Here is a 19,253-nt window from a genome sequence, read left to right as displayed (position 1 = left end):
CGAGCCTCGTGATTTTGCCGCCCTCTTTGGGCTATACGTAGCCCTTACTCCGGCCCGGACGCAAATCGGCGGGCCAGACCGTCAGGTCGCAGGCATCTCGATGCCGGTCGCTCTCACCACATTTCCGATACGGCGGCCAGATCGAGGTCCAAGGTCGCGACCAGACCCTCTGGCGTGAATTCGCGCGAGAAGCTACCTCCGAGCGAGGTTGATACGGTGAGCCGGCACAGGGACGTGCCAAACCCCTTGCTTTCTACTTGGCCCGACCCCGCTTCGGTGATGCCGGGTTCTTTCCACGTGAGCCCGAAGCGCCCGTCTTCTATCTCGGCGTTTATCTCGAGGCCGTGGCCGTCCCGCGAAAGGCCACCGTACTTCACCGAGTTCGTCGCGAGTTCGAACAGAACGAGCGTCAGTGGCGTGATCGCGGCGGGTCGCACCTGAATATCGGGAAGCGAGGTATGGACCGTCGCCCCTTCGCTGAAAGGTTTCAGGATGGTGCTCACGAGATAGGAGAGCGGCATGCCTTCCGCTTCGTCGCCGGATGGGTCGTTCACCGTCATCGAGTTGAGCGACGCGATGGCGTGGAGACGGCAGCGCATTTCGGAACTGAGCTGCTCGACGCTTTCCGCCTGTCGCGCGGCCACGGCAATCAGGGAGGCCGCGACGGCGAAGGCGTTCCCGACCCTGTGGCGCATCTCTGACAGGAGCAGCCGCTGCTGCTCTGCCAGTTGGTGCTGCAAGGTGATGTCGCGCGCGATCTTAGATGCGCCGACGACATGTCCCTCGGCATCGCGCACGGGCGAGACGGTCAGCGACACCGGGACAGGGCTTCCGTCTTTGCGTTGACGGACCGTTTCGTAATTCGCGATCCGCTCGCCGCGCCGCAGGCGGGCGATGAAGTCGACCTCCTCGTCCATCCGGTCGCCGGGAAAGATGATCGTGATCGGCCGGCCAATGGCTTCTTCCGCAGTGTAGCCAAACAGGTTCTCCGCGCCGCGGTTCCAGCTCAGGATGATGCTGTTGAGGTCCTTGGTGACGATCGCATCTTCCGAGCTTTCAACGATAGCAGCCAAATGCTGTTGGATGCTCTCTGGTGAGTCCATGACAGGTCTGGTCTCCATGCTTTTCCGGCAACAGATACTAAAAGATGCATATGAAGTATACCCTTTAGCCCGGCGGCGTAAGGCTGCCCGAGGGCATTGTCCGGCCATGCGTTGTCGACGAGACGGCGTGACGCCGCATGCCGCATGGCAGCAAGGACGCGGCGCACGGATCAAGTCTCGCGCTGAGGGCGTCGAACTACACTGGTCGCCGCTGGCTCACGGGCGTTGCAGCACGAAGTCCGGACAGATGCCGCAGGTCGCGATTGCCGCTTGCGCGTCCTCGCCGCCGAAGAACCCGTATCCCGCGATCAGGGCAGAGCGAACACCGGCGGCCTGTGCGCCGAGAATGTCGGTGTGCAGGCTGTCGCCGACCATCAGCACGCGCGCGGGGTCGACCGGGCCGAGACGCGCGAAGGCGAGATCGTAGATATTGGTGAAGGGCTTGCCGAAGAACTCCGGCGCGATGCCCGTCGCATCGGCGAGCCGGTGGGCAAAGTGCCCCGGTTCCTGCGTGAAACCGATCTCGCGCGGGGCGACGATGTCGGGATTGCCGACCCAGACCGGGCGCGGGTTGTCGCGCAGAGAGGCTTCGAGCAGGGCGTGCCGCTCCTCGGTCCATTCCGCCGCGCCGATCAGCAGGAAGCCCTCGACCGCGTCGTAGGCGGCACGGTCTTCGGCGAGCCATGTGACATCGAACGCGTCCAACTCGCCGATCCCGGCCGCGCGGCTCGCCATCAGACCCCAGGCGCGAGGAGAGGCGGTGCGCAGGGCGGAGACGAGGGCGGCACGGCTGGTGACGACGTCCTCGGGTGCGAAGCTGTAGCCGAGCCTTGTGTATTTTTGCATCAGGGTGTCGTGCGGGAAGCCCGCCGCATTCGACACGACCATTACCCGCTTGCCCGCCGCTTGCAGCGCCGCGACGCGCTCGGGCGTGCCCTCGATGGCGGTCTCGCCGATATTGAGAACGCCGAACGCATCGAGCAGAAAGACGTCGAACAGATCGGCAAGCTCCGAGAGGTCGCGGGCCATCCGGCTCGTCTTGGCCAGCCCGGGGGAGGGCAGTCTGTGGCGCGCGCGCTCATAGGCCACAAGCGCTTCCTGCGCTGTCATTGTCATCAGAAGGTCGTCCCTAAGCACTTTCGTCGATGGCCATGCGCTTATCACCACTGCGGTCGCGATCACCAGCCGGTTCGGGCGCGCCTGTGACCTTGCCGTCACTTCGCGAGCAGCACGTCCACGCCGTTCTTTCGCAGCGCCTCTTCCAGATCGGCGGGCGGTGCGCGGTCCACCACCACCGAGGCCAGCGCCCCGAGCGTCGCGGCGCGCGTGAAACCATGAATGCCGAATTTCGAGCCGAGGATCAGCAGCATCCCCGCCTGCGCCTGCGCGAGCATCGCGCGTTTGACCGCAGCGAAGCCCGGAATGGACTCGGACACGCCCTCGAGCGAAAGCGCCGTGGCGCCGATCACCGCCCGGTCGACGTGATGGCGTGACAGGAAGTCGAGCGTTTCTTCGCCCACGACCGCCGACTCCGTGGGCAGGTAATTCCCCGGCGCGAGGATCACGTCCGCCCCCTCGCTACCACCGAGAAGCATGGCGATGGGCAGGGAATTGGTGATCACACGACAGGGCGTTCCTGCCATGGCAAGAAATCTGGCCATCTGCTGCGTGGTCGAGCCGGAGTCGATCATCAGCGTCTCGCCAGCGACGACCTGCGCGGCGGCCATGCGGCCGATCCGCTCGCGCTCCTGAAACTGGTGGCGTTCGCGTTCGTCCAGCGTGGGATAGTGGCCAGGATGGGGCCGCGACGCGCCGCCATGCGCGCGGTCGATCAGCCCCTTTTCTTCGAGCGCATCGAAATCTCGCCGGATCGTCTCTGTCGAGACCCCGAACCGCGCCGCGAGTTCCGAGATGCGCAAGTGCGGGCGCAGCTTCAACTCGAACAGGATCTGTTCCCGCCGGTCGCGTTTGCGGAGCCGCGTTCCCTCTTGTTTCGCGCTCGCGTCCATTGCCTCTCCCGAAAGGTGATCCTTTCACCGCGTTCCTAAAAATTGATGTGGGCTATGCCTCGTAATTTCAAGAAAAATGTTGCTAATGCCACATTTTGATGCAGTTTAACCTGAAAAGGACCGCGCGCCGTCGGAGGTAACCCGGGCGGAGCGCGGGATTTGGGAGAGCGCATGATCTATTTCCTGATCGATCTGGCGGGCGCCGTGGCGCTGCTTCTCTGGGCGGTTCGGCTGATCCGCACCGGGGTCGAGCGCGCTTTCATGGCGTCGCTGCGACAGTTCCTGCGCCGCACGGCCGGGACGCGGATCAGCGCGATGGCGGCGGGGACGGGGGCAGCGATGCTGCTGCAAAGTTCGACCGCCGTCGCGATCCTGACTGCAGGTTTTGCCGCGAGCGGAACATTGGCGGCGATCTCTGGCGTGGCGCTCGTGCTGGGCGCCGATCTGGGCTCGTCGATCGTGGCCCAGATCCTGCTCTCGCCGATCCATGTGCTGGTGCCCGCGCTGCTGGTGATCGGGGTGACGCTGTTTCTCAAATCGAAAGCCCGGCGGCCGCGGCAGGCGGGGCGTATCTTGGTGGGGCTGGCGCTGGTGCTGCTCTCGCTCGGTCTGATCGGCGAGGCGACGGCTCCACTGCGCGAAAGCGCGCTCGTCAATGCGGTGCTGACGCGGTTGGGCAGCGATCTGGTCTCGGCCTTCGTCCTCGGGGCGCTGCTGACCTGGGCGATGCATTCCTCGATTGCGGCGGTGCTGATGTTCGTGACCTTCGCCGGGCAGGGCCTGCTGCCGGGGCCGGGCGCTGCGGCGATGGTGCTCGGCGCCAATCTCGGCGGGGCGATCATCCCGGTGATGCTGACCCTCTCGGCCGATCCGATCCCGCGCCGGATCATGGTGTCGAATTTCGTCCTGCGCGGGGGCGGGGCCATGCTTGTGCTGCTCGGCCTGATTTTCTATCCGCAAGCGCTCGACTTCTTGGGTGGCACGATGGCGCGGCGGGTGATCAATCTGCACCTCGTCTTCAACCTCGGCGTCGCAATCCTCTCGCTTCCGCTGATCCCGTCGGTGCTGCGCCTTGCCGGAGCGGTCGTGGCGGACCGCAAGGAGATGTCGCCCACTCGGATCAGCGCCCTCGATCAAAAGGGGCTCGGCGATCCGGGGCATGCGCTCGGCAATGCGGCACGCGAGCTGTTGCGCATGGGCGAGTCGGTCTTCGAGATGCTGCAACCCGCCTTGGGGCTCTTCGTGCATTGGGATCCGGAAATCGCCGCCCGCATCAAGCGCACCGAGAACGAAGTCGACCGGATGCATTACGAGATCAAGCTCTATGTCGCGCGGCTCAACGAGACACGGCTGAGCACCGAGCAATCCCGGCGCGCGATGGAGATCGCGATGGTCGCGAACCATCTCGAGGATGCGGGCGACCAGATCTCGACCAATCTCGTGGATCTCGCGCAGCGTATCCACGAACGCGGCCTGACCTTCTCCGAAGAGGGGCTGCGTGAGCTGACCGATTTCCACGACCGAGTCGCGTCGAATGCGCGGGTTGCGCTGAACGTCCTGATGTCGGGCGAGATCGACGACGCGCGACAGCTCGTGGAGGAAAAAGACCGCACCCGCGCCGCCGAGGCCGAATTGCAGGCCGCACACCTCGCCCGGCTGCGTGCGAATAACAGCGCCTCCATCGAGACCACGAATATCCATCAGGAAACCGTGCGCGCGCTGAAGCAGATCAACACGGACATGACCTATGTCGCCTACCCGATCCTCGAACAGGCGGGCGATCTGCGGGCGACGCGGCTGACCGGGTGAGCCTAGCGCAGCCTGGAGACCCGTCGCGCCTTGCGGAGGGTCGATTGCCGGAACAAGTCCTGGACCCTCTTGCCCGAGGACTTGCAGGAGTGAGAGGGTTCCGCAAATTGCGGGAGGAAATAGATGAGCGTGTTTGACGACAGGGTTTGCGAACTGGGCGAAGGGCCGTTCTGGCATCCCGAGCGTAGCCAGTTCTTCTGGTTCGACATCCTGAACCGCAGGCTGCTGACGCGCGATGCCAACGGTCCGAGCGAATGGCAGTTCGAGGGCATGGCCTCGGCCGCGGGCTGGGTGGACCGCGAGCGGATGATCCTCGCGACCGAGATCGGGCTGTCTCTGTTCAACATTGCCGAGGGGACGCTCGAGCCGCTCATCGAGGTGGAAGGCGACGATCCCGGCACCCGCTCGAATGACGGGCGCGCGGATCGGCAGGGCGGCTTCTGGTTCGGCACGATGGGCAAAAAGGCCGAGCGACGGCGCGGTGCGATCTACCGCTATTACCGCGGCGAGCTACGTCGTCTGGTCACGGAGATTTCGATCCCCAACGCGATTTGCTTCACGCCGGATGGGCGGACTGCCTATTTCGCAGATACGCCCAGCCACAAGGTCTGGCGTCAGCCGCTGGATGCGGATGGCTGGCCCGAGGGGGAGCGGAGACCTTTTCTCGACCTCTCGGCCGAGGGCCTCTATCCCGACGGCGCGGTGGTCGATGCCGAGGGTGGCCTCTGGTGCGCGCTGTGGAGTTCCGGGCGCGTGGCCCGCTTCGATGCGGAAGGTCGTATGACCCACCATCTCGATCTGCCCGGGAAGAACAGCACCTGTCCGGCCTTCGGCGGCGCGGATATGCGCGACCTGCTGGTTACGAGCGCGCTGGAGGGCATGACCGACCCGGATGCGGCGCAAGGGCTGACCTATCTTCTGCGCGCGCCGTTCGTGGGCATTCCCGAGCCGTGCGTGATCTTGTGAGCGGCCCGGCAGGTCGCGTAGTTGGCCTGCGGAGGCCGGGCATGGCGATTCAGCCGGTCGCCGGAGGGCTGTGGCGCCGCGACTCGGGGTCGCTGGGGATGAACAATCCGGCCCTCACGGACGCTGCCTGAGAGAGAAACCGTCACAAAAAACGCCTGCCACCTGTCATTTTCTCGGGGAAATTTACACGAGGGGTGGCCCAAAACGCTCGTGCCTCGCGACCTTGCGATTTTGTCGTGATCGATAGCGGTGCGCGAAAGCGTCTTGCAGGTCGTCATTTTCGGGGCGTCCGTGCGCCGCGCCTCGTGATCCCGAAGTCCGCGAAAACGTCCGGATATCACGGCCTTTCACGCAGTCGCGACTGTTACATAGCTGTCAAGAAGCCCCGTCATTAGTCCCCCCAGCGGACGGGACGAGTTTCGTTACCGCGTTCACAGTATCCGAATTCTGACAGCGAGGACTGTTCAATGTTCATCACCCGCCTCACCCTCTCCGCCGCGATCGCCGGTGCGACGCTGGCTTCGGCCGCCGCCGTGCAGGCCGCCGATATCTCCGGCGCCGGCGCGACCTTCCCCTACCCGATCTACTCGGACTGGGCGAAAACCTACAAAGAGAAGACCGGTACCGGTCTCAACTACCAGGCCATCGGCTCGGGCGGTGGCATCAAGCAGATCGAGTCCCGCACCGTGACCTTCGGCGCGTCCGACAAGCCGCTGGGCGGCGATGAGCTGGAGAAGAACACGCTGGTTCAGTTCCCGACCGTCATGGGCGGCATCGTTCCGGTCGTGAACGTCGAAGGCATCAAGCCGGGCGAGCTGGTTCTCGACGGCGAGACGCTGGCGAAAATCTACGAAGGCAAGATCACCAAGTGGAACGATCCGGCCATCGCGAAGCTCAATGACGGCGTGAAGCTCCCCGACGCGGCGATCGCCGTTGTCCACCGTTCGGACGGTTCGGGCACCACCTTCAACTACACCTATTATCTCGCCTCGGTCGACGAGACCTGGAAGAACGATATCGGCGTCTCGACCTCGGTCGAATGGCCGGTGGGTCTTGGCGCCAAGGGTAACCAGGGCGTGGCCGCGAATGTCGATCAGACGAAGAACTCGATCGGCTATGTCGAATATGCCTACGCGCTGCAGAACAACATGACCTACACGGACATGATCAACAAAGCAGGCAAGAAAGTCGCGCCGAAGTCCGAAGCCTTCGCCGCTGCCGCCGCCAATGCCGACTGGTCGAGCCAGCCGGGCTTCGGCGTGATCCTCGCCAACCAGCCGGGCGACAAGACCTGGCCGATGACCGCGGCGACCTTCATCCTGATGCACAAGGATGCCAAGGACGGCGCAGCGTCGAAAGAGGCGCTGAAGTTCTTCGACTGGGCCTACGCCAACGGCGACGACGCCGCGGCGAAGCTGGACTACATCCCGATGCCCGACAATGTCGTGGCCCAGATCAAGAAGGAATGGGGCCAGATCAAGGGCAAGGATGGCAACCCCGTCTGGGCCATGAACAACTGATCCTTCCTTCATAAACACCTTCGGGGGAGGGCCGTGACTGCGGCCCTCCCTTTCTGCGATTTTGAGTGGAGTGCGCGATGACGGCGACAAGCGATTACGAGAGAGGCGTGAATAGCGCGCGCCCGGTAGCCCAGTCCGACCGGATTTTCGGAACCTTGACGCTGGCCGCCGCGGTGGTGGTGCTGCTGGTCCTTCTGGGCGTGTTCGTCTCGCTCGTCATGGGGGCGTGGCCGGCACTCAAGGAATACGGGCTGCCGTTCCTGTGGACCGAGAAATGGAACCCGGTGACCGAAAAGTTCGGCGCGCTGGCACCGCTCTACGGCACGGTCGTCACCTCGATCATCGCGATGGTCATAGCGGTGCCGGTGGGCCTTGGCATCGCGATCTTCCTGACGGAGACCTGCCCGCGCATGTTGCGTCGCCCGTTGGGGATCGCGATCGAGCTGCTCGCGGGCATCCCCTCTATCATTTACGGCATCTGGGGCCTCTTCGTCTTCGCGCCCTTCATGCAGAGCTATATCCAGCCCTTCCTGATCGACACGCTGGGCAATGTCCCGGTGATCGGTGGCCTCTTCGCGGGCCCGCCCTACGGGATCGGGATGCTGACGGCGGGGCTGATCCTCGCGATGATGATCCTGCCCTTCATCGCCTCGCTCGCGCGCGACATCTTCCAGACGGTGCCGCCGATGCTGCGTGAAAGCGCCTATGGCATGGGCATGACCCGTTGGGAGGTGAACCGCCACATCGTGATCCCGCATGTGCGCACCGCGCTGGTGGGCGGTATCATGCTGTCGCTCGGCCGCGCGCTGGGCGAGACGATGGCCGTGACCTTCGTGATCGGCAACGCGCATCGCATCTCGGGCTCGATCCTCGCGCCGGGCACGACAATCTCGGCGGCTATCGCCAACGAATTCACCGAGGCCACGACGCCGATCTACACCTCGTCGCTTATCGCGCTGGGCCTCGTTCTGTTCATCCTCACCTTCATCGTGCTCGCCGCTGCCCAGTGGATGCTAAAGCGCATGAAGCAAAAGTCGGGAGCGTAACGCATGGCTTCGATGACCCGCAGAAAGACCGTCAACGCGGTGATGATGACGCTGTCCACGGGGGCGGCGGCGCTCGGCCTCTTCGTGCTGGCCGTGATCCTGCTCTACCTGCTCTACAAGGGGGCGAGCGCGCTGAACCTAGCCGTCTTCACGCAAGACACGCCCTCGCCGATGGAGCCGGGCGGCTTGCGCAACGCGATCCTCGGCTCGGTGATCATGTCGGTGATCGCGGTGGCGATCGGGACGCCGATTGGCATCCTCGCCGGGACCTACATGGCGGAATACGGGCGCTATGCGAAGCTGTCCAAAGTGATCCGTTTCGTGAACGACATCCTGCTGTCGGCGCCGTCGATCATCGTCGGCCTCTTCGTCTATCAGGTGCTCGTCGTCAGCCTTGGGCATTTCTCCGCGCTTGCGGGCTCGGTCGCGCTGGCGATCCTCGTGATCCCGATCGTCGTGCGCACCACAGAGGACATGCTGCGCCTCGTGCCCGATCAGCTGCGCGAAGCGGGGCTTGCGATGGGCTGGCCGCGCTGGATCGTGATCCGCACGGTCGCTTACAAGGCGGCGATGGCGGGGATCGTGACCGGCGTGCTGCTGGCCATCGCCCGGATTTCGGGCGAGACTGCGCCGCTTCTGTTCACGGCGCTCAGCAACAATTTCTTCAGCCTCGATCTGACGCAGCCGATGGCCTCGCTACCGATCACCATCTTTCAATTCGCGCTCTCGCCCTACGATAACTGGCAGGCCCTTGCCTGGGCAGGCGCGCTTCTCATCACCGTCGCGGTGCTGGCGCTGTCGATTGTCGCCCGCCTCGTTACCTCCAAGAAGGAGAAACACTGATGGATACCCTCACCCGAGAACGCTCGCCGATGACCTTCGACGGGGTCGATCCCGCGCCGAAACCGCGCATCTCGATCAAGAATCTCGATTTCTTCTACGGTGATTTCAAAGCCCTGAAATCGATCAATCTGGACCTGCCCGAGAACCGCGTAACCGCCTTCATCGGCCCGTCGGGTTGCGGCAAGTCCACGCTCCTGCGCGTGCTCAACCGGATGTATGACCTCTATCCGAAGCAGACCGCGACGGGGGAAGTGCTGCTCGATGGCGAGAATATCCTTGGTAAGAAGGTCGATCTGAACCGGCTGCGCGCGAAGGTGGGCATGGTGTTCCAGAAACCCACGCCCTTCCCGATGACGATCCACGAGAATATCGCTTTCGGTCTCCGCCTCGCGAATTACGCGAAATCCGAGATCGACGACCGGGTGCAGGCGGCGCTGAAAGGCGCGGCGCTCTGGGACGAGGTGAAGGACAAGCTGCAAAGCTCGGGCCAGTCGCTCTCGGGTGGTCAGCAGCAGCGCCTGTGCGTCGCGCGTACCATCGCGGTGGAACCGGAGGTGATCCTGCTCGACGAACCGGCTTCCGCGCTCGACCCGATCTCGACCGGCAAGCTGGAGGAGACGATCCACCAGCTCAAGGAGCAGTTCACCATCGCCATCGTCACCCACAACATGCAGCAGGCGAGCCGCGTCAGCGACCGCACCGCCTTCATGTATCTGGGCGAGCTGATCGAAGAGGGCGAGACCGCTCAGATTTTCACCCGCCCGCGGGTCGAGCGCACGTCGGATTACATCACTGGCCGTTTCGGCTGAGCGCACGGATGCCTTGTTCTTGCAGGGACGCGGGCGTAGAACGCGGCCAGAATCCAGCGGAGTGGTGACATGGCTTTGAACAGACGGCGTCTTCTGCAACTCGGCGCGGCTTCGGTGGCGCTGGCGGCCAGCCCGCGCGGCGCGATGGCGGCGTTCGATCCCAAGCCCACGGGCTGGCGCAACTTCGAGCTGGTCACCAAAGTCAGCCTGCCCGGCGGCGGCGAGACGGCGCAGCTCTGGGTGCCGGTACCCTCCGTGCATGGCGACGGCTGGATGAAGCCCGGCGCGGTGAACTGGGAGAGCGATGCGGACGAGGTGCAGATCGTGAACGCGCCCGATAGCGGCACTCCGATGGTGCACGCGGTCTGGGGCGCTTCCCAGGGCCCGCGCAAGCTGACCGTGACCGCACAGGCCCAGACGCAGGACTTCGTGGTCGATCTGAGCAAGCCGGGCGATGTCGAGCCGCTGGACGAGGTCGAGCGTGCGCGTTTCACCGCCGCGACCAAGCTGCTGCCGACCGACGGGATCGTGAAGCAGACCGCCGACTCGATCACCCGTGGAAAGACCGGCGATCTGGAGAAAGCCCGCGCGATCTACGAATGGATCGTCGAGAACACCGTGCGCAACCCGAAGACGCCGGGCTGCGGCTTGGGCGATATCGCCTTCATGCTGACCTCGGGCGATCTGTCGGGCAAATGCGCCGACCTCAACGCGCTCTTCGTGGGTCTGGCGCGCGCCGCCGGGCTCCCTGCGCGCGATGTCTATGGCATCCGCGTCGCGCCCTCGCGTTTCGGCTACAAGAGCCTCGGTCTGAAATCCGACGACGCCACCGGCGCGCAGCATTGCCGCTCGGAGGTTTGGCTGAGCGGCTTCGGCTGGGTGCCTGCCGATGCCGCCGATGTGCGCAAGGTGATGCTGCAGGAAGGCGAGGGGCATCTGGGCCTCAAAGACCCCAAAGTGGTCGATGTGCGTGCGAAGCTCTTCGGCGCGTGGGAAGGCAACTGGGTCGCCTATAACTACGCGCATGACGTGGATCTGCCGGGTTCGGACGGGCCGGAGCTGCCCTATCTTATGTATCCGCAGGCCGAGATCGACGGCAAACGCCGCGACTATCTCGACGCCAAGGACTTCACCTACCAGATCACCGCGCGCGAATTGTCCGCTTGAGGCGGTCTCTGCCGTATCGGTGACAATCGCGCGCTTTCCCTTGGCGCCTTGCGGCGCTAAGGGCGGTTGCAGGAGGTGCGCCAGATGCGTGTTTTCATAAACGGGTTCGGACGGATCGGTCGCTCGGTGCTGCGCGCCTGGGCGGAGGCGCCTGCGAGCTGGCCGGGGCTGGAGATCGTGGGCGTGAACGATATCGAAGCGCCCGAGATGCTGGCTTACCTCTTCGAATATGACAGCGTCTTCGGCCCGTGGCGCGGGAGTGTCACGCTGGAAGAGGGCGCGCTGGTGATCAACGGCACCCGGATCGCGCTGCACCGCGCGGATGATATCTCCACGCTCGATCTGTCGGATGTCGATCTGGTGATGGAATGCACCGGTCGGGCCGACAGCCCGCAGATTGCGGGGCAGGGGATCGCGGGCGGCGCGTCTCGCGTGCTGATCTCGGGACCTGCGAAAGCGGCGGAGATCACGGTGGTTCTGGGCGCGAATGACGCGGCGCTGAACGGGCAGAAGATCGTCTCCAATGCAAGCTGCACGACGAATGCGCTGGCGCCGCTCGCGCGGCTGATCGATGCGGAATTCGGGATCGTCACCGGCTCGATGACGACGGTGCATTGCTATACCGGCTCGCAGCCCACGGTCGACAAGCCGCGCGGCCCGATGGAACGCTCGCGCGCGGCGGCGCTCTCGATGGTGCCGACGACGACCTCTGCGGGCAAGCTGATGGAAGAGGTGCTGCCCGATCTCGCCGGTCGCCTGATCGCGCAGGCGGTGCGGGTGCCCACGGCCTCCGTCTCGGCGGTCGATCTGGCGGTGACGGTGAAAAATCCCGCCACGGTCGAACAGGTCAACGCGATGCTGCGGGACGCAGGCGGGGTGATCGGCACGACCGGGAAGCCGCTCGTCTCCACCGATCTGCGCGCGCGCCCCGAGAGCGTCGTCATGGCGCTGCCCGAGACGCGGGCGACCGCGCACGGGCTGATCCGGGTCTTCGGCTGGTATGACAATGAGTGGGGCTTCTCCAACCGGATGCTGGATATGGCACTACGGATGGGCTGACATGAAAAAGCCCCGCCGGAAGGGCGGGGCTTTCGAATGTCTCGTGAGCGTGCCGATTACTGGCGGTTGCCCATGAATTGCAGCAGGAACATGAACAGGTTCAGGAAGTCCAGGTAGAGCTGCAGCGCGCCGATGATGGCGGCCTTGCCCATGAACTCCGAGTCGCTGGCAGCGAGCTGCAGGTAGGTGTTCTTGATGTTCTGCGTGTCGTAAGCCGTGAGGCCCGCGAAGATCAGAACGCCGATCACCGAGATCGCGAAGGCCATCGCCGAGGAGGCGAGGAAGATGTTCACGATCGAGGCGACGATCAGGCCGATCAGACCCATCATCAGGAACGAGCCCATCGCGGAAAGGTTACGCTTCGTGGTGTAGCCGTAAAGCGAGAGACCCGCGAAGGAGATCGCCGTCACGAGGAAGGTCTGCGCGATCGAGATGCCGGTATAGGCGGCGAAGATGAAGCTGATCGACAGGCCCATCAGTGCGGCATAGACGAAGAACACGATCTGCGCCGTGCTGGTCGACATCTTGTTGATCATCGCGCCGAAGGCGAAGACGATCGCCAGCGGGGCCAGCATCACAACCCATTTGAGGCCCGAACCGAAGATCGCGGCAACGAGCGCCGGGTTCGTACCCACACCAAACGCTACGGCCCCGGTCACCAGCATCGCCAGCGACATAAGCCCGTAGACCTTGTTCATATGTGCGCGAAGACCCTCGTCAATCGCAGCCTGACGCGTGCCCGCGCGAGGGGTCCGCATCGTTTCGAAATCAGCCATCAGCACCTCCAACTATGTCGTCCGGTCGTCCCTCGGACCGGTTTCCCGACCGATATTGGCAGAGCAGCCCCGGAATTCAAGATTTGGGGCTGCCGGAAAATGCGTCGTTTCACATGGTTTTCACAGGTTGTGCCTCAGCGACCCGCGCGCCAGTGGTCGGGGGCGTCCCAAATCCGGCGCCGGACTTCGAACGAGGCTTCGGACTCGGTCAGCCCGATATCCTCGAGAAGCCTTGCATCGAGCCGCGCCAACGCCCGGCGCGAGCGGTAATGGGTGACAATCGCGGCGAACGTGGCAAGGACGCTCCGCCGGGCGGGGCGGTCAGGGGCGCAACAGGCGGCGTTGCGCTGGGTCAGGAAGGTCATCATCTTATCCTCCGAGGGTGCTCGTTTCTGCCCGGAAGGATGACGCAAGTTTTTTAATGATGAAAACGAATGATTGTGCTATTAAGTATCACGAAACGTGATGGATAGGCCGACATGGCACAAAACCTCGATATCGCAGCGCTGCGTGCGCTTCTGACCGTTTCGGAAACCGGCTCGGTGACGCAGGCGGCGCGGCTTCTGAACCTGACCCAATCGGCGGTCTCGATGCAGATCCGCCGCTTAGAGGAGGCGCTCGACAAGGTGCTCTTCGATCGGTCGAACCGGAGGATGGCGCTGACCCGTGCGGGGCGCTCTCTTCTGGACCATGCGCGCCGGATCTGCGCCGAGAATGACGCGGCTCTGGCGCGGCTGCGCGCGGCGGATGCCGAGGTGACCGTGCGCTTCGGCCTGCCGCATGATCTGGTCAGCCCGCAGATGCCGCATCTGTTGCGCGCGCTCTCAGAGCAATGGCCGATGGTCCGGCTGCAACTCGCCTCGCGCCGCTCGCAGACCCTGCGGCGAATGCTGGATGCGGGCGAGCTGGACATGATCCTGACAACGGAGGAGACGCCCGGTCCGGAGGCCGAGGTGCTCTCTGCCGATCAACTGGTTTGGATCGGCGCGCAGCTCGGGCGCGCCTTTTGCGCGCGCCCTCTGATGCTGTCGATCGAGGAAGGATGCGCGTTCTACGGCGCGGCCTTGGCGGCGCTCGAGGCGGTCGGGATCGAGTCCAAACCGGCTTTCGACGGGCAATCAGACGAAATGGCGAGCGCGGCGGTGGCCGCCGATATGGGCGTCGCGGTGCGGCTGTCGCGTGACATCCCGCCGGGCTGCGTGGCGCTGGGACCGGAAAGCGGTCTGCCGCCGCTCGGTCGCTCGCGGATTTGCTTCTACGACACGGGCCGGCTGACCGGCGATCCGGTCGAGGGGCTGCGTGCGCTGATCCGGGAGGCCTATGCCTGAGCGTCGATCTCGATGACCAGCTTGCCCGTGGAGCGGCGCGCGCGCAGATCTTCCAGCGCGTCCGGGATCTGCTCCATCGGATAGGTCGCGCCGATATGGGGGCTGAGGCCGCCCTGCGCGAACCAGTCGAAGAGCCGCGCCATCGACCCGGTCAGAACCTGCGGGTCGAGCTTGAGATAGCCACCCCAGTAAAGCCCGTGGATCGCGATATTCTTCACCAACGCGTGGTTGAGGGGCAACTTCGGCTGGCTGCCGCTGGCGAACCCGATCATCAGATAGCGCCCGCCGGGTTTCAGGGCGCGGAAGGCGGCTTCGCCTGCGGGGCCGCCGATTGCGTCGTAAACCACGTCGCAACCGCCAAGGGCCTTGATCGCGCTTTTCAGATCGTCGCTCTCGCTATCGAGCGTCTCATCGGCCCCGGCGGCGCGCGCGATCTGCTGCTTCGCCTCGCCGCGCGCACAGGCAATCACCCGTGCGCCCAACTTCTTGCCGATCTCGACCGCCGTGAGGCCGACTCCACCGGCCGCGCCCAGAACCACCAGCGTCTCGCCCTCGGCGAGGCCAGCACGCGTCTCCAAGGCCACATGGCTGGTGCCATAGGCGATCTGGAAGGCCGCCGCCTGCGCGTAGCTCATCGCGTCCGGCATCGGCGTGCAGCGGCTTTCGGGGAAATTGCCCGCCTCGGCCAGCCCGCCTTGCCCTGAGAAGACCGCGACGCGGGTGCCCGTGGCGAGGGTGCAGCCCTCGCCTGCCGCGATGACCTTTCCCGCGAGCTCCATGCCGAGGGTGAAGGGCGGGGAGGGGGTGTCCTGATATTTCCCCTCGATCATCAGCAGGTCGGCAAAGTTCAGACCGCAGGCCCGGATGGCCACCTGCACCTCGCCCGGTGCCGGGGCGGGAAGGGGGATTTCGGTCAGCTCGGGGTTTTGCCCGGGGGCGGCTTGAACATAGGCGCGCATCGAATGCTCCGGCAAGTTGTGTCGCGGGGTTGGTTGGTCAGCAAAGCGGACCCTACGTCGCCCGTGATAGACCGCGCAGCCGATCAGGGCCAGCCCGCCTGCCAGAGCCCGGAGCGGGACGTCGCGGCAGGGTCGCCGCCGGGTATTGACCAGCGAATCAATCCTCCGTGAGAGGGCGGTTGGCATCATAGGCTTCCGTAACGGAACCCAACTCTTCGAGTTGCAAATCGCAAAACACGCGGAAGGCGAATAGGGGGGCACCTATCCTTTAGGTTAGGTGTGCTGCGGAAAGCTGCAATTTCCCTGTCTTTTTAGACAGGTTTGCGATTTTACCCGCGCAGGCCACACTCAGCGCACGGTAGTTTGTGGGTGAAATTGGCTTGAAGGGGAAAGAGTATGAAGCATCCGGTTGATGTCCATGTAGGCAAGCGGATCCGGCATCGCCGCTGGATGATTGGGATGACCCAACAACAGCTCGCGGACAAAGTTGGGATCAAATTCCAGCAGATCCAGAAATACGAAACCGGGATGAACCGGGTTTCGGCATCTCGACTCTGGGATATCGCGGATGCGCTCGAAGTTCCGATCTCCTTCTTCTTCGAAGGGCTCGCGGAAGATAGCGGGATGCAACCGGAAGTGGCGGGAGATATTCTGTCCGACAAGGAGGCGCTCGCGCTCGTGCGCTCCTATTACTCGATCCCAGAGGCGCAGCGCCGCCGGCTGTTCGAACTGGCCAAGGTGCTCTCCGACGCGGCCTGAGCGCCACGCGGACGCCTTTAGGCGCAACTGGCGACCGAATGTGGGGCGGTCGGCAGCTTGACCCGGAGAAGGGGGGCGGTTACCGCTCCCCTTATCTCATTTCTGGGGGTCGGTTGCGGTGACGGCGCGGCCCGGGGAGGACACCGATGCTTGATCTCGACACCGATACCCGCGCGGAGCTTTCGGCCTTGGCCGCTGAGCTTGCCGATTGCGCGCGGCGTGAGACCTTGGCGCAGTTCCGTCCCGTGGGCGGGATCGGCGCGGATAACAAGCTCGAAGATGGGTTCGATCCGGTGACCGAGGCCGACCGTGCCGCCGAGGCCGCGATGCGTGCCCTGATTGCGGAGCGTCGCCCGCAAGACGGCATCTACGGCGAAGAGCATGGCGTCACCCGCGGGCAAAGCGGACTGACCTGGGTACTCGACCCGATCGACGGCACCCGCGGCTACCTGTCGGGAACGCCGACCTGGGGCGTGCTGATCGCCTTGTGCGCCGAGGAACCGGACGGCCCCGGCGCGCCGCTCATGGGCGTGATCGACCAACCTTATATCGGCGAACGTTTTACCGGCGGCTTCGGACGCGCGACGCTCGACGGTCCGCATGGCGCGCGCCAGCTTGGCGTGCGGACCGGGCGCGGGCTCGACAACGCGACGCTTTTCACCACCTTCCCCGAAGTCGGCACGGCGGAAGAGGGCGCGGCCTTCGCTCGGCTGTCGAAGCAGGTGCGGCTGACGCGTTACGGCATGGATTGCTACGCCTATGCGCTGCTTGCCGCCGGCCAGATCGATCTGGTGGTCGAGGCCGGCCTGCAGCCCTATGACGTGGCGGCTCCGATCGCGGTGATCGAAGCGGCGGGAGGCCTTGTCACCAACTGGCAGGGTGGTCCGGCCCATCGCGGCGGGCAGGTGCTCGCCGCCGCCTCGCCGGAGATTCATGCCGCCGCGCTCGAAGCGCTGAACGGCTAATCTCTTCCTCTTTTTGAAAAGATCCCGCCGGATGAGGCGAGATCAGCGGCCTTTCAGTGGAAGGACGCCCCGCGGAACGCCCGAAGCGCAAGCGGAGGGCAGAAAAGAGCGGGGGCCGCGCCCCCTCGTGCTTCAATCCTTGCGCTTGCGGAACAGTTTCTCGCGCCCGATCCGATCGAGAAGATCGCGCGTCGCCTCGGTGCCGAAATGCTGGCGGTGGGCGAGGTCGGGCAAGCGCTCGGATATCTCGCGGCCCAATTCTTCGGGTAGAAGTGACAGCGTCGCCTCGGACACCATCAGGCTCTCGACCGGAACGCCTTCGGCATAGATGATCTCATGCCGGTCGAAGACCAGCGCGAAGTAATCGACGAACCCGCCCTCGCGCTGCCAGACATTCTCGCCATCGACGAGATGCTTCGCCTGCACGAGGATTTCCGACGTGTCGCCCAACTTCTGCGCGCCGCGGCGATAGAGGAACACGCGGTGATGGGGCGAGATCACCAGGTCGCCTTCATTGCCCAGTACGCCCGCCGAAATCACGACCGGCGCGAAAGACCCCAGCGCGCGCATCGTCGCCTTCGCCACCAGCTTCACCGGCTGCGGGCCATTGTCGCGGGTCAGCACCCGCGCGCCGGGGGTGAGTTGCTCGATCGGCATCTGCGCGCCGCCGGCCAGCGTGATCATCGTGCCGGTGGTGAAGGCCACGCAGACGAGGTCCGACAGCCGCACCTCGCCGGGATCGTCGCGCGCCTCCAGTAACGTGTAGTCGAAGCGCGCTGCCATCGGTGAGAGCGGCAACGCGTAATGCGCGCCCGTGGCCACGTGGCAGATCATCAGGATGTCGACCGTGTCGCCCTCGGGCGTGATCAGCAGGTGCCGCGCGATCAGCTCGAGCGCATCCCCCGGCGCGCCGATCTCGGAGCCTTCAGCAACGGTCGGCGAGGCGCCTTGCTGGGCCAGCACGAGGCGGCGCGGTTTGGCGGCGCGATGGAGCTGATAAATGTCGCCGGGTTCGCAATCTTCGGCAAGGCCGAGCGCGTCGCCCTGATTGGCCCCGGAGGTGACCCAGATATCCTCTGCCTCGAAGACGTGAACGATCTGGCTCGGGTTTGACACGCGCTCTCCCTCGCCCTGTCGGGCCGTCTGAAACTGCTGTATCGCATCGGCTTACCGCGGGCCGCTCGTGATGGTCAAGCGGCCACAGCGCGCTTGTCCTCCCATTCGGGCAAGCTACTGTGCGAGGCGTAGCTGGCAGGGCCGCGCGCGATGTTTCGCGCGATGGGCTCGCCGGATCACGCCGGAGAATGAAAGCAAAGGAGAGGGCGCGATGGATCTTGGTATCAGGGGCCGCAAGGCGATCGTATGTGCGGGCTCGAAAGGGCTAGGACGGGGCTGCGCGATGGCGCTCGCGCAGGCAGGTGTCGACATCGTGCTGAATGCGCGCGGCGCCGACACGCTGGCCGCGACGGCGAACGAGATCATGGCCGCCACCGGGGTCACCGTGACGCCCGTGGCCGCCGACATCACCACGCCCGAGGGACGCGCGGCGGTGCTGGGCGAAGCGGGCGAGGTCGACATTCTGGTAACCAATGCGGGCGGGCCGCCTCCGGGCAACTGGCGCGACTGGTCGCGCGACGATTTCATCGCGGCGCTCGATGCGAACATGCTGGCCCCGATCGCGATGATGCAGGCGGTGCTGCCGGCCATGATCGAGCAGCGCTGGGGGCGGGTGGTCAATATCACCTCGCAATCCGTGCGCGCGCCGATCGCGCAGCTCGGCCTGTCGAACTCTGCACGTTCCGGCCTGACCGGCTTCGTCGCCGGCACTTCGCGGCAGGTCGCGGAATATGGCGTGAACATTAACAACCTGTTGCCGGGCCTGCATGCGACCGACCGCGCGGTGTCGCTCGATACGGCGGCGGCGAAGGCGAAGGGCATCTCGGTCGAGGAAGCCAAAGCGCAGCGCGAGGCATCGATCCCGGTGCGTCGCTACGGCACGCCCGAGGAGTTCGGTGCGACCTGTGCCTTCATGTGTTCGGTTCACGCCGGGTTCATGGTCGGGCAGAACGTGATGCTCGACGGCGGGCTGAACAACATCTCGATCTGAGCCGGGTCTGCCGGACGACCTACCGGGC

At 64.9% G+C, this 19,253-nt stretch carries 19 protein-coding genes; 12 read left to right on the top strand and 7 right to left on the bottom strand.

Going from position 1 to position 19,253, the window contains the following annotated elements:
- Positions 1-113: 113 nt before the first annotated feature.
- From BMG03_RS15160 to BMG03_RS15150, 3 genes are all read right to left on the bottom strand, one after another.
- Positions 114-1,073, bottom strand: coding sequence for a PAS domain S-box protein (locus tag BMG03_RS15160; protein WP_167733398.1), 960 nt, complete (start codon positions 1,071-1,073; stop codon positions 114-116).
- Between the two features lie 246 nt (positions 1,074-1,319).
- Positions 1,320-2,219: an HAD-IIA family hydrolase gene (locus BMG03_RS15155; RefSeq protein ID WP_244270959.1), complete on the bottom strand. Its 900-nt coding sequence runs from the start codon at positions 2,217-2,219 to the stop codon at positions 1,320-1,322.
- A 98-nt stretch (positions 2,220-2,317) separates the two neighbouring features.
- A complete protein-coding gene (locus BMG03_RS15150; RefSeq protein WP_075776983.1) occupies positions 2,318-3,112 on the bottom strand; it encodes a DeoR/GlpR family DNA-binding transcription regulator in 795 nt (264 codons plus the stop codon).
- A gap of 171 nt (positions 3,113-3,283) precedes the next feature.
- Here BMG03_RS15150 and BMG03_RS15145 point away from each other — a divergent pair, with 171 nt between their 5' ends.
- The 8 genes from BMG03_RS15145 to BMG03_RS15110 all read left to right on the top strand — a co-directional run bounded on the left by BMG03_RS15145 (position 3,284) and on the right by BMG03_RS15110 (position 12,331).
- Positions 3,284-4,921, top strand: coding sequence for a Na/Pi cotransporter family protein (locus BMG03_RS15145; protein ID WP_075776982.1), 1,638 nt, complete (start codon positions 3,284-3,286; stop codon positions 4,919-4,921).
- A gap of 123 nt (positions 4,922-5,044) precedes the next feature.
- The gene (locus tag BMG03_RS15140; protein WP_075776981.1) at positions 5,045-5,887 is read left to right on the top strand and encodes an SMP-30/gluconolactonase/LRE family protein; all 843 of its coding nucleotides are present in this window, start codon (positions 5,045-5,047) and stop codon (positions 5,885-5,887) included.
- A 467-nt stretch (positions 5,888-6,354) separates the two neighbouring features.
- Positions 6,355-7,407: a phosphate ABC transporter substrate-binding protein PstS gene (gene pstS, locus BMG03_RS15135; RefSeq protein ID WP_075776980.1), complete on the top strand. Its 1,053-nt coding sequence runs from the start codon at positions 6,355-6,357 to the stop codon at positions 7,405-7,407.
- Between the two features lie 77 nt (positions 7,408-7,484).
- Positions 7,485-8,453: a phosphate ABC transporter permease subunit PstC gene (gene pstC, locus BMG03_RS15130; protein WP_075776979.1), complete on the top strand. Its 969-nt coding sequence runs from the start codon at positions 7,485-7,487 to the stop codon at positions 8,451-8,453.
- Between the two features lie 3 nt (positions 8,454-8,456).
- Positions 8,457-9,296 (top strand): phosphate ABC transporter permease PstA, encoded by an 840-nt coding sequence (gene pstA / locus BMG03_RS15125; RefSeq protein ID WP_075776978.1) that lies wholly within the window; start codon positions 8,457-8,459, stop codon positions 9,294-9,296.
- Positions 9,297-9,325: 29 nt separating this feature from the next.
- A complete protein-coding gene (gene pstB, locus BMG03_RS15120; RefSeq protein WP_075776999.1) occupies positions 9,326-10,105 on the top strand; it encodes a phosphate ABC transporter ATP-binding protein PstB in 780 nt (259 codons plus the stop codon).
- Positions 10,106-10,174: 69 nt separating this feature from the next.
- Positions 10,175-11,272: a transglutaminase family protein gene (locus tag BMG03_RS15115; protein ID WP_075776977.1), complete on the top strand. Its 1,098-nt coding sequence runs from the start codon at positions 10,175-10,177 to the stop codon at positions 11,270-11,272.
- Positions 11,273-11,356: 84 nt separating this feature from the next.
- A complete protein-coding gene (locus BMG03_RS15110; RefSeq protein ID WP_075776976.1) occupies positions 11,357-12,331 on the top strand; it encodes a type I glyceraldehyde-3-phosphate dehydrogenase in 975 nt (324 codons plus the stop codon).
- A gap of 56 nt (positions 12,332-12,387) precedes the next feature.
- Here the strand turns inward: BMG03_RS15110 and BMG03_RS15105 are convergent, their stop codons facing one another.
- Together BMG03_RS15105 and BMG03_RS15100 are read right to left on the bottom strand one after the other, a co-directional pair.
- Positions 12,388-13,107 (bottom strand): Bax inhibitor-1/YccA family protein, encoded by a 720-nt coding sequence (locus BMG03_RS15105; RefSeq protein ID WP_075776975.1) that lies wholly within the window; start codon positions 13,105-13,107, stop codon positions 12,388-12,390.
- A 134-nt stretch (positions 13,108-13,241) separates the two neighbouring features.
- Complete coding sequence (locus tag BMG03_RS15100) at positions 13,242-13,475, bottom strand: DUF1127 domain-containing protein (RefSeq protein ID WP_244270958.1); 234 nt, start codon at positions 13,473-13,475, stop codon at positions 13,242-13,244.
- A gap of 111 nt (positions 13,476-13,586) precedes the next feature.
- Here BMG03_RS15100 and BMG03_RS15095 point away from each other — a divergent pair, with 111 nt between their 5' ends.
- Positions 13,587-14,435, top strand: coding sequence for a LysR family transcriptional regulator (locus tag BMG03_RS15095; RefSeq protein WP_075776973.1), 849 nt, complete (start codon positions 13,587-13,589; stop codon positions 14,433-14,435).
- Here the strand turns inward: BMG03_RS15095 and BMG03_RS15090 are convergent.
- Positions 14,426-15,394 carry an NADPH:quinone oxidoreductase family protein gene (locus BMG03_RS15090; protein WP_075776972.1) on the bottom strand — a complete coding sequence of 323 codons (969 nt, stop codon included), beginning with the start codon at positions 15,392-15,394 and terminating at the stop codon, positions 14,426-14,428. The two genes, BMG03_RS15095 and BMG03_RS15090, sit on opposite strands and share 10 nt — an antisense overlap.
- Before the next feature lie 396 nt (positions 15,395-15,790).
- On the opposite strand from BMG03_RS15090, the gene BMG03_RS15085 reads away from it, so the two are divergent.
- Both BMG03_RS15085 and BMG03_RS15080 read left to right on the top strand, forming a co-directional pair.
- Positions 15,791-16,153 (top strand): helix-turn-helix domain-containing protein, encoded by a 363-nt coding sequence (locus BMG03_RS15085; protein ID WP_075776971.1) that lies wholly within the window; start codon positions 15,791-15,793, stop codon positions 16,151-16,153.
- A 146-nt stretch (positions 16,154-16,299) separates the two neighbouring features.
- Positions 16,300-17,118: an inositol monophosphatase family protein gene (locus BMG03_RS15080; protein ID WP_075776970.1), complete on the top strand. Its 819-nt coding sequence runs from the start codon at positions 16,300-16,302 to the stop codon at positions 17,116-17,118.
- Positions 17,119-17,250: 132 nt separating this feature from the next.
- Here the strand turns inward: BMG03_RS15080 and BMG03_RS15075 are convergent, their stop codons facing one another.
- The gene (locus BMG03_RS15075; RefSeq protein WP_075776969.1) at positions 17,251-18,234 is read right to left on the bottom strand and encodes a Hint domain-containing protein; all 984 of its coding nucleotides are present in this window, start codon (positions 18,232-18,234) and stop codon (positions 17,251-17,253) included.
- A gap of 211 nt (positions 18,235-18,445) precedes the next feature.
- Between BMG03_RS15075 and BMG03_RS15070 the strand changes: the two genes are divergently transcribed.
- The gene (locus BMG03_RS15070) at positions 18,446-19,225 is read left to right on the top strand and encodes an SDR family oxidoreductase (RefSeq protein WP_075776968.1); all 780 of its coding nucleotides are present in this window, start codon (positions 18,446-18,448) and stop codon (positions 19,223-19,225) included.
- Positions 19,226-19,253 lie beyond the last annotated feature (28 nt).

Origin of the sequence: Thioclava nitratireducens, from assembly GCF_001940525.2 — a bacterium.
In the GTDB taxonomy this organism is placed as follows: Bacteria; Pseudomonadota; Alphaproteobacteria; order Rhodobacterales; family Rhodobacteraceae; genus Thioclava; species Thioclava nitratireducens.
Note: the sequence above shows the minus strand (reverse complement) of the source record. Positions and strands in the feature narration are given on the sequence as shown.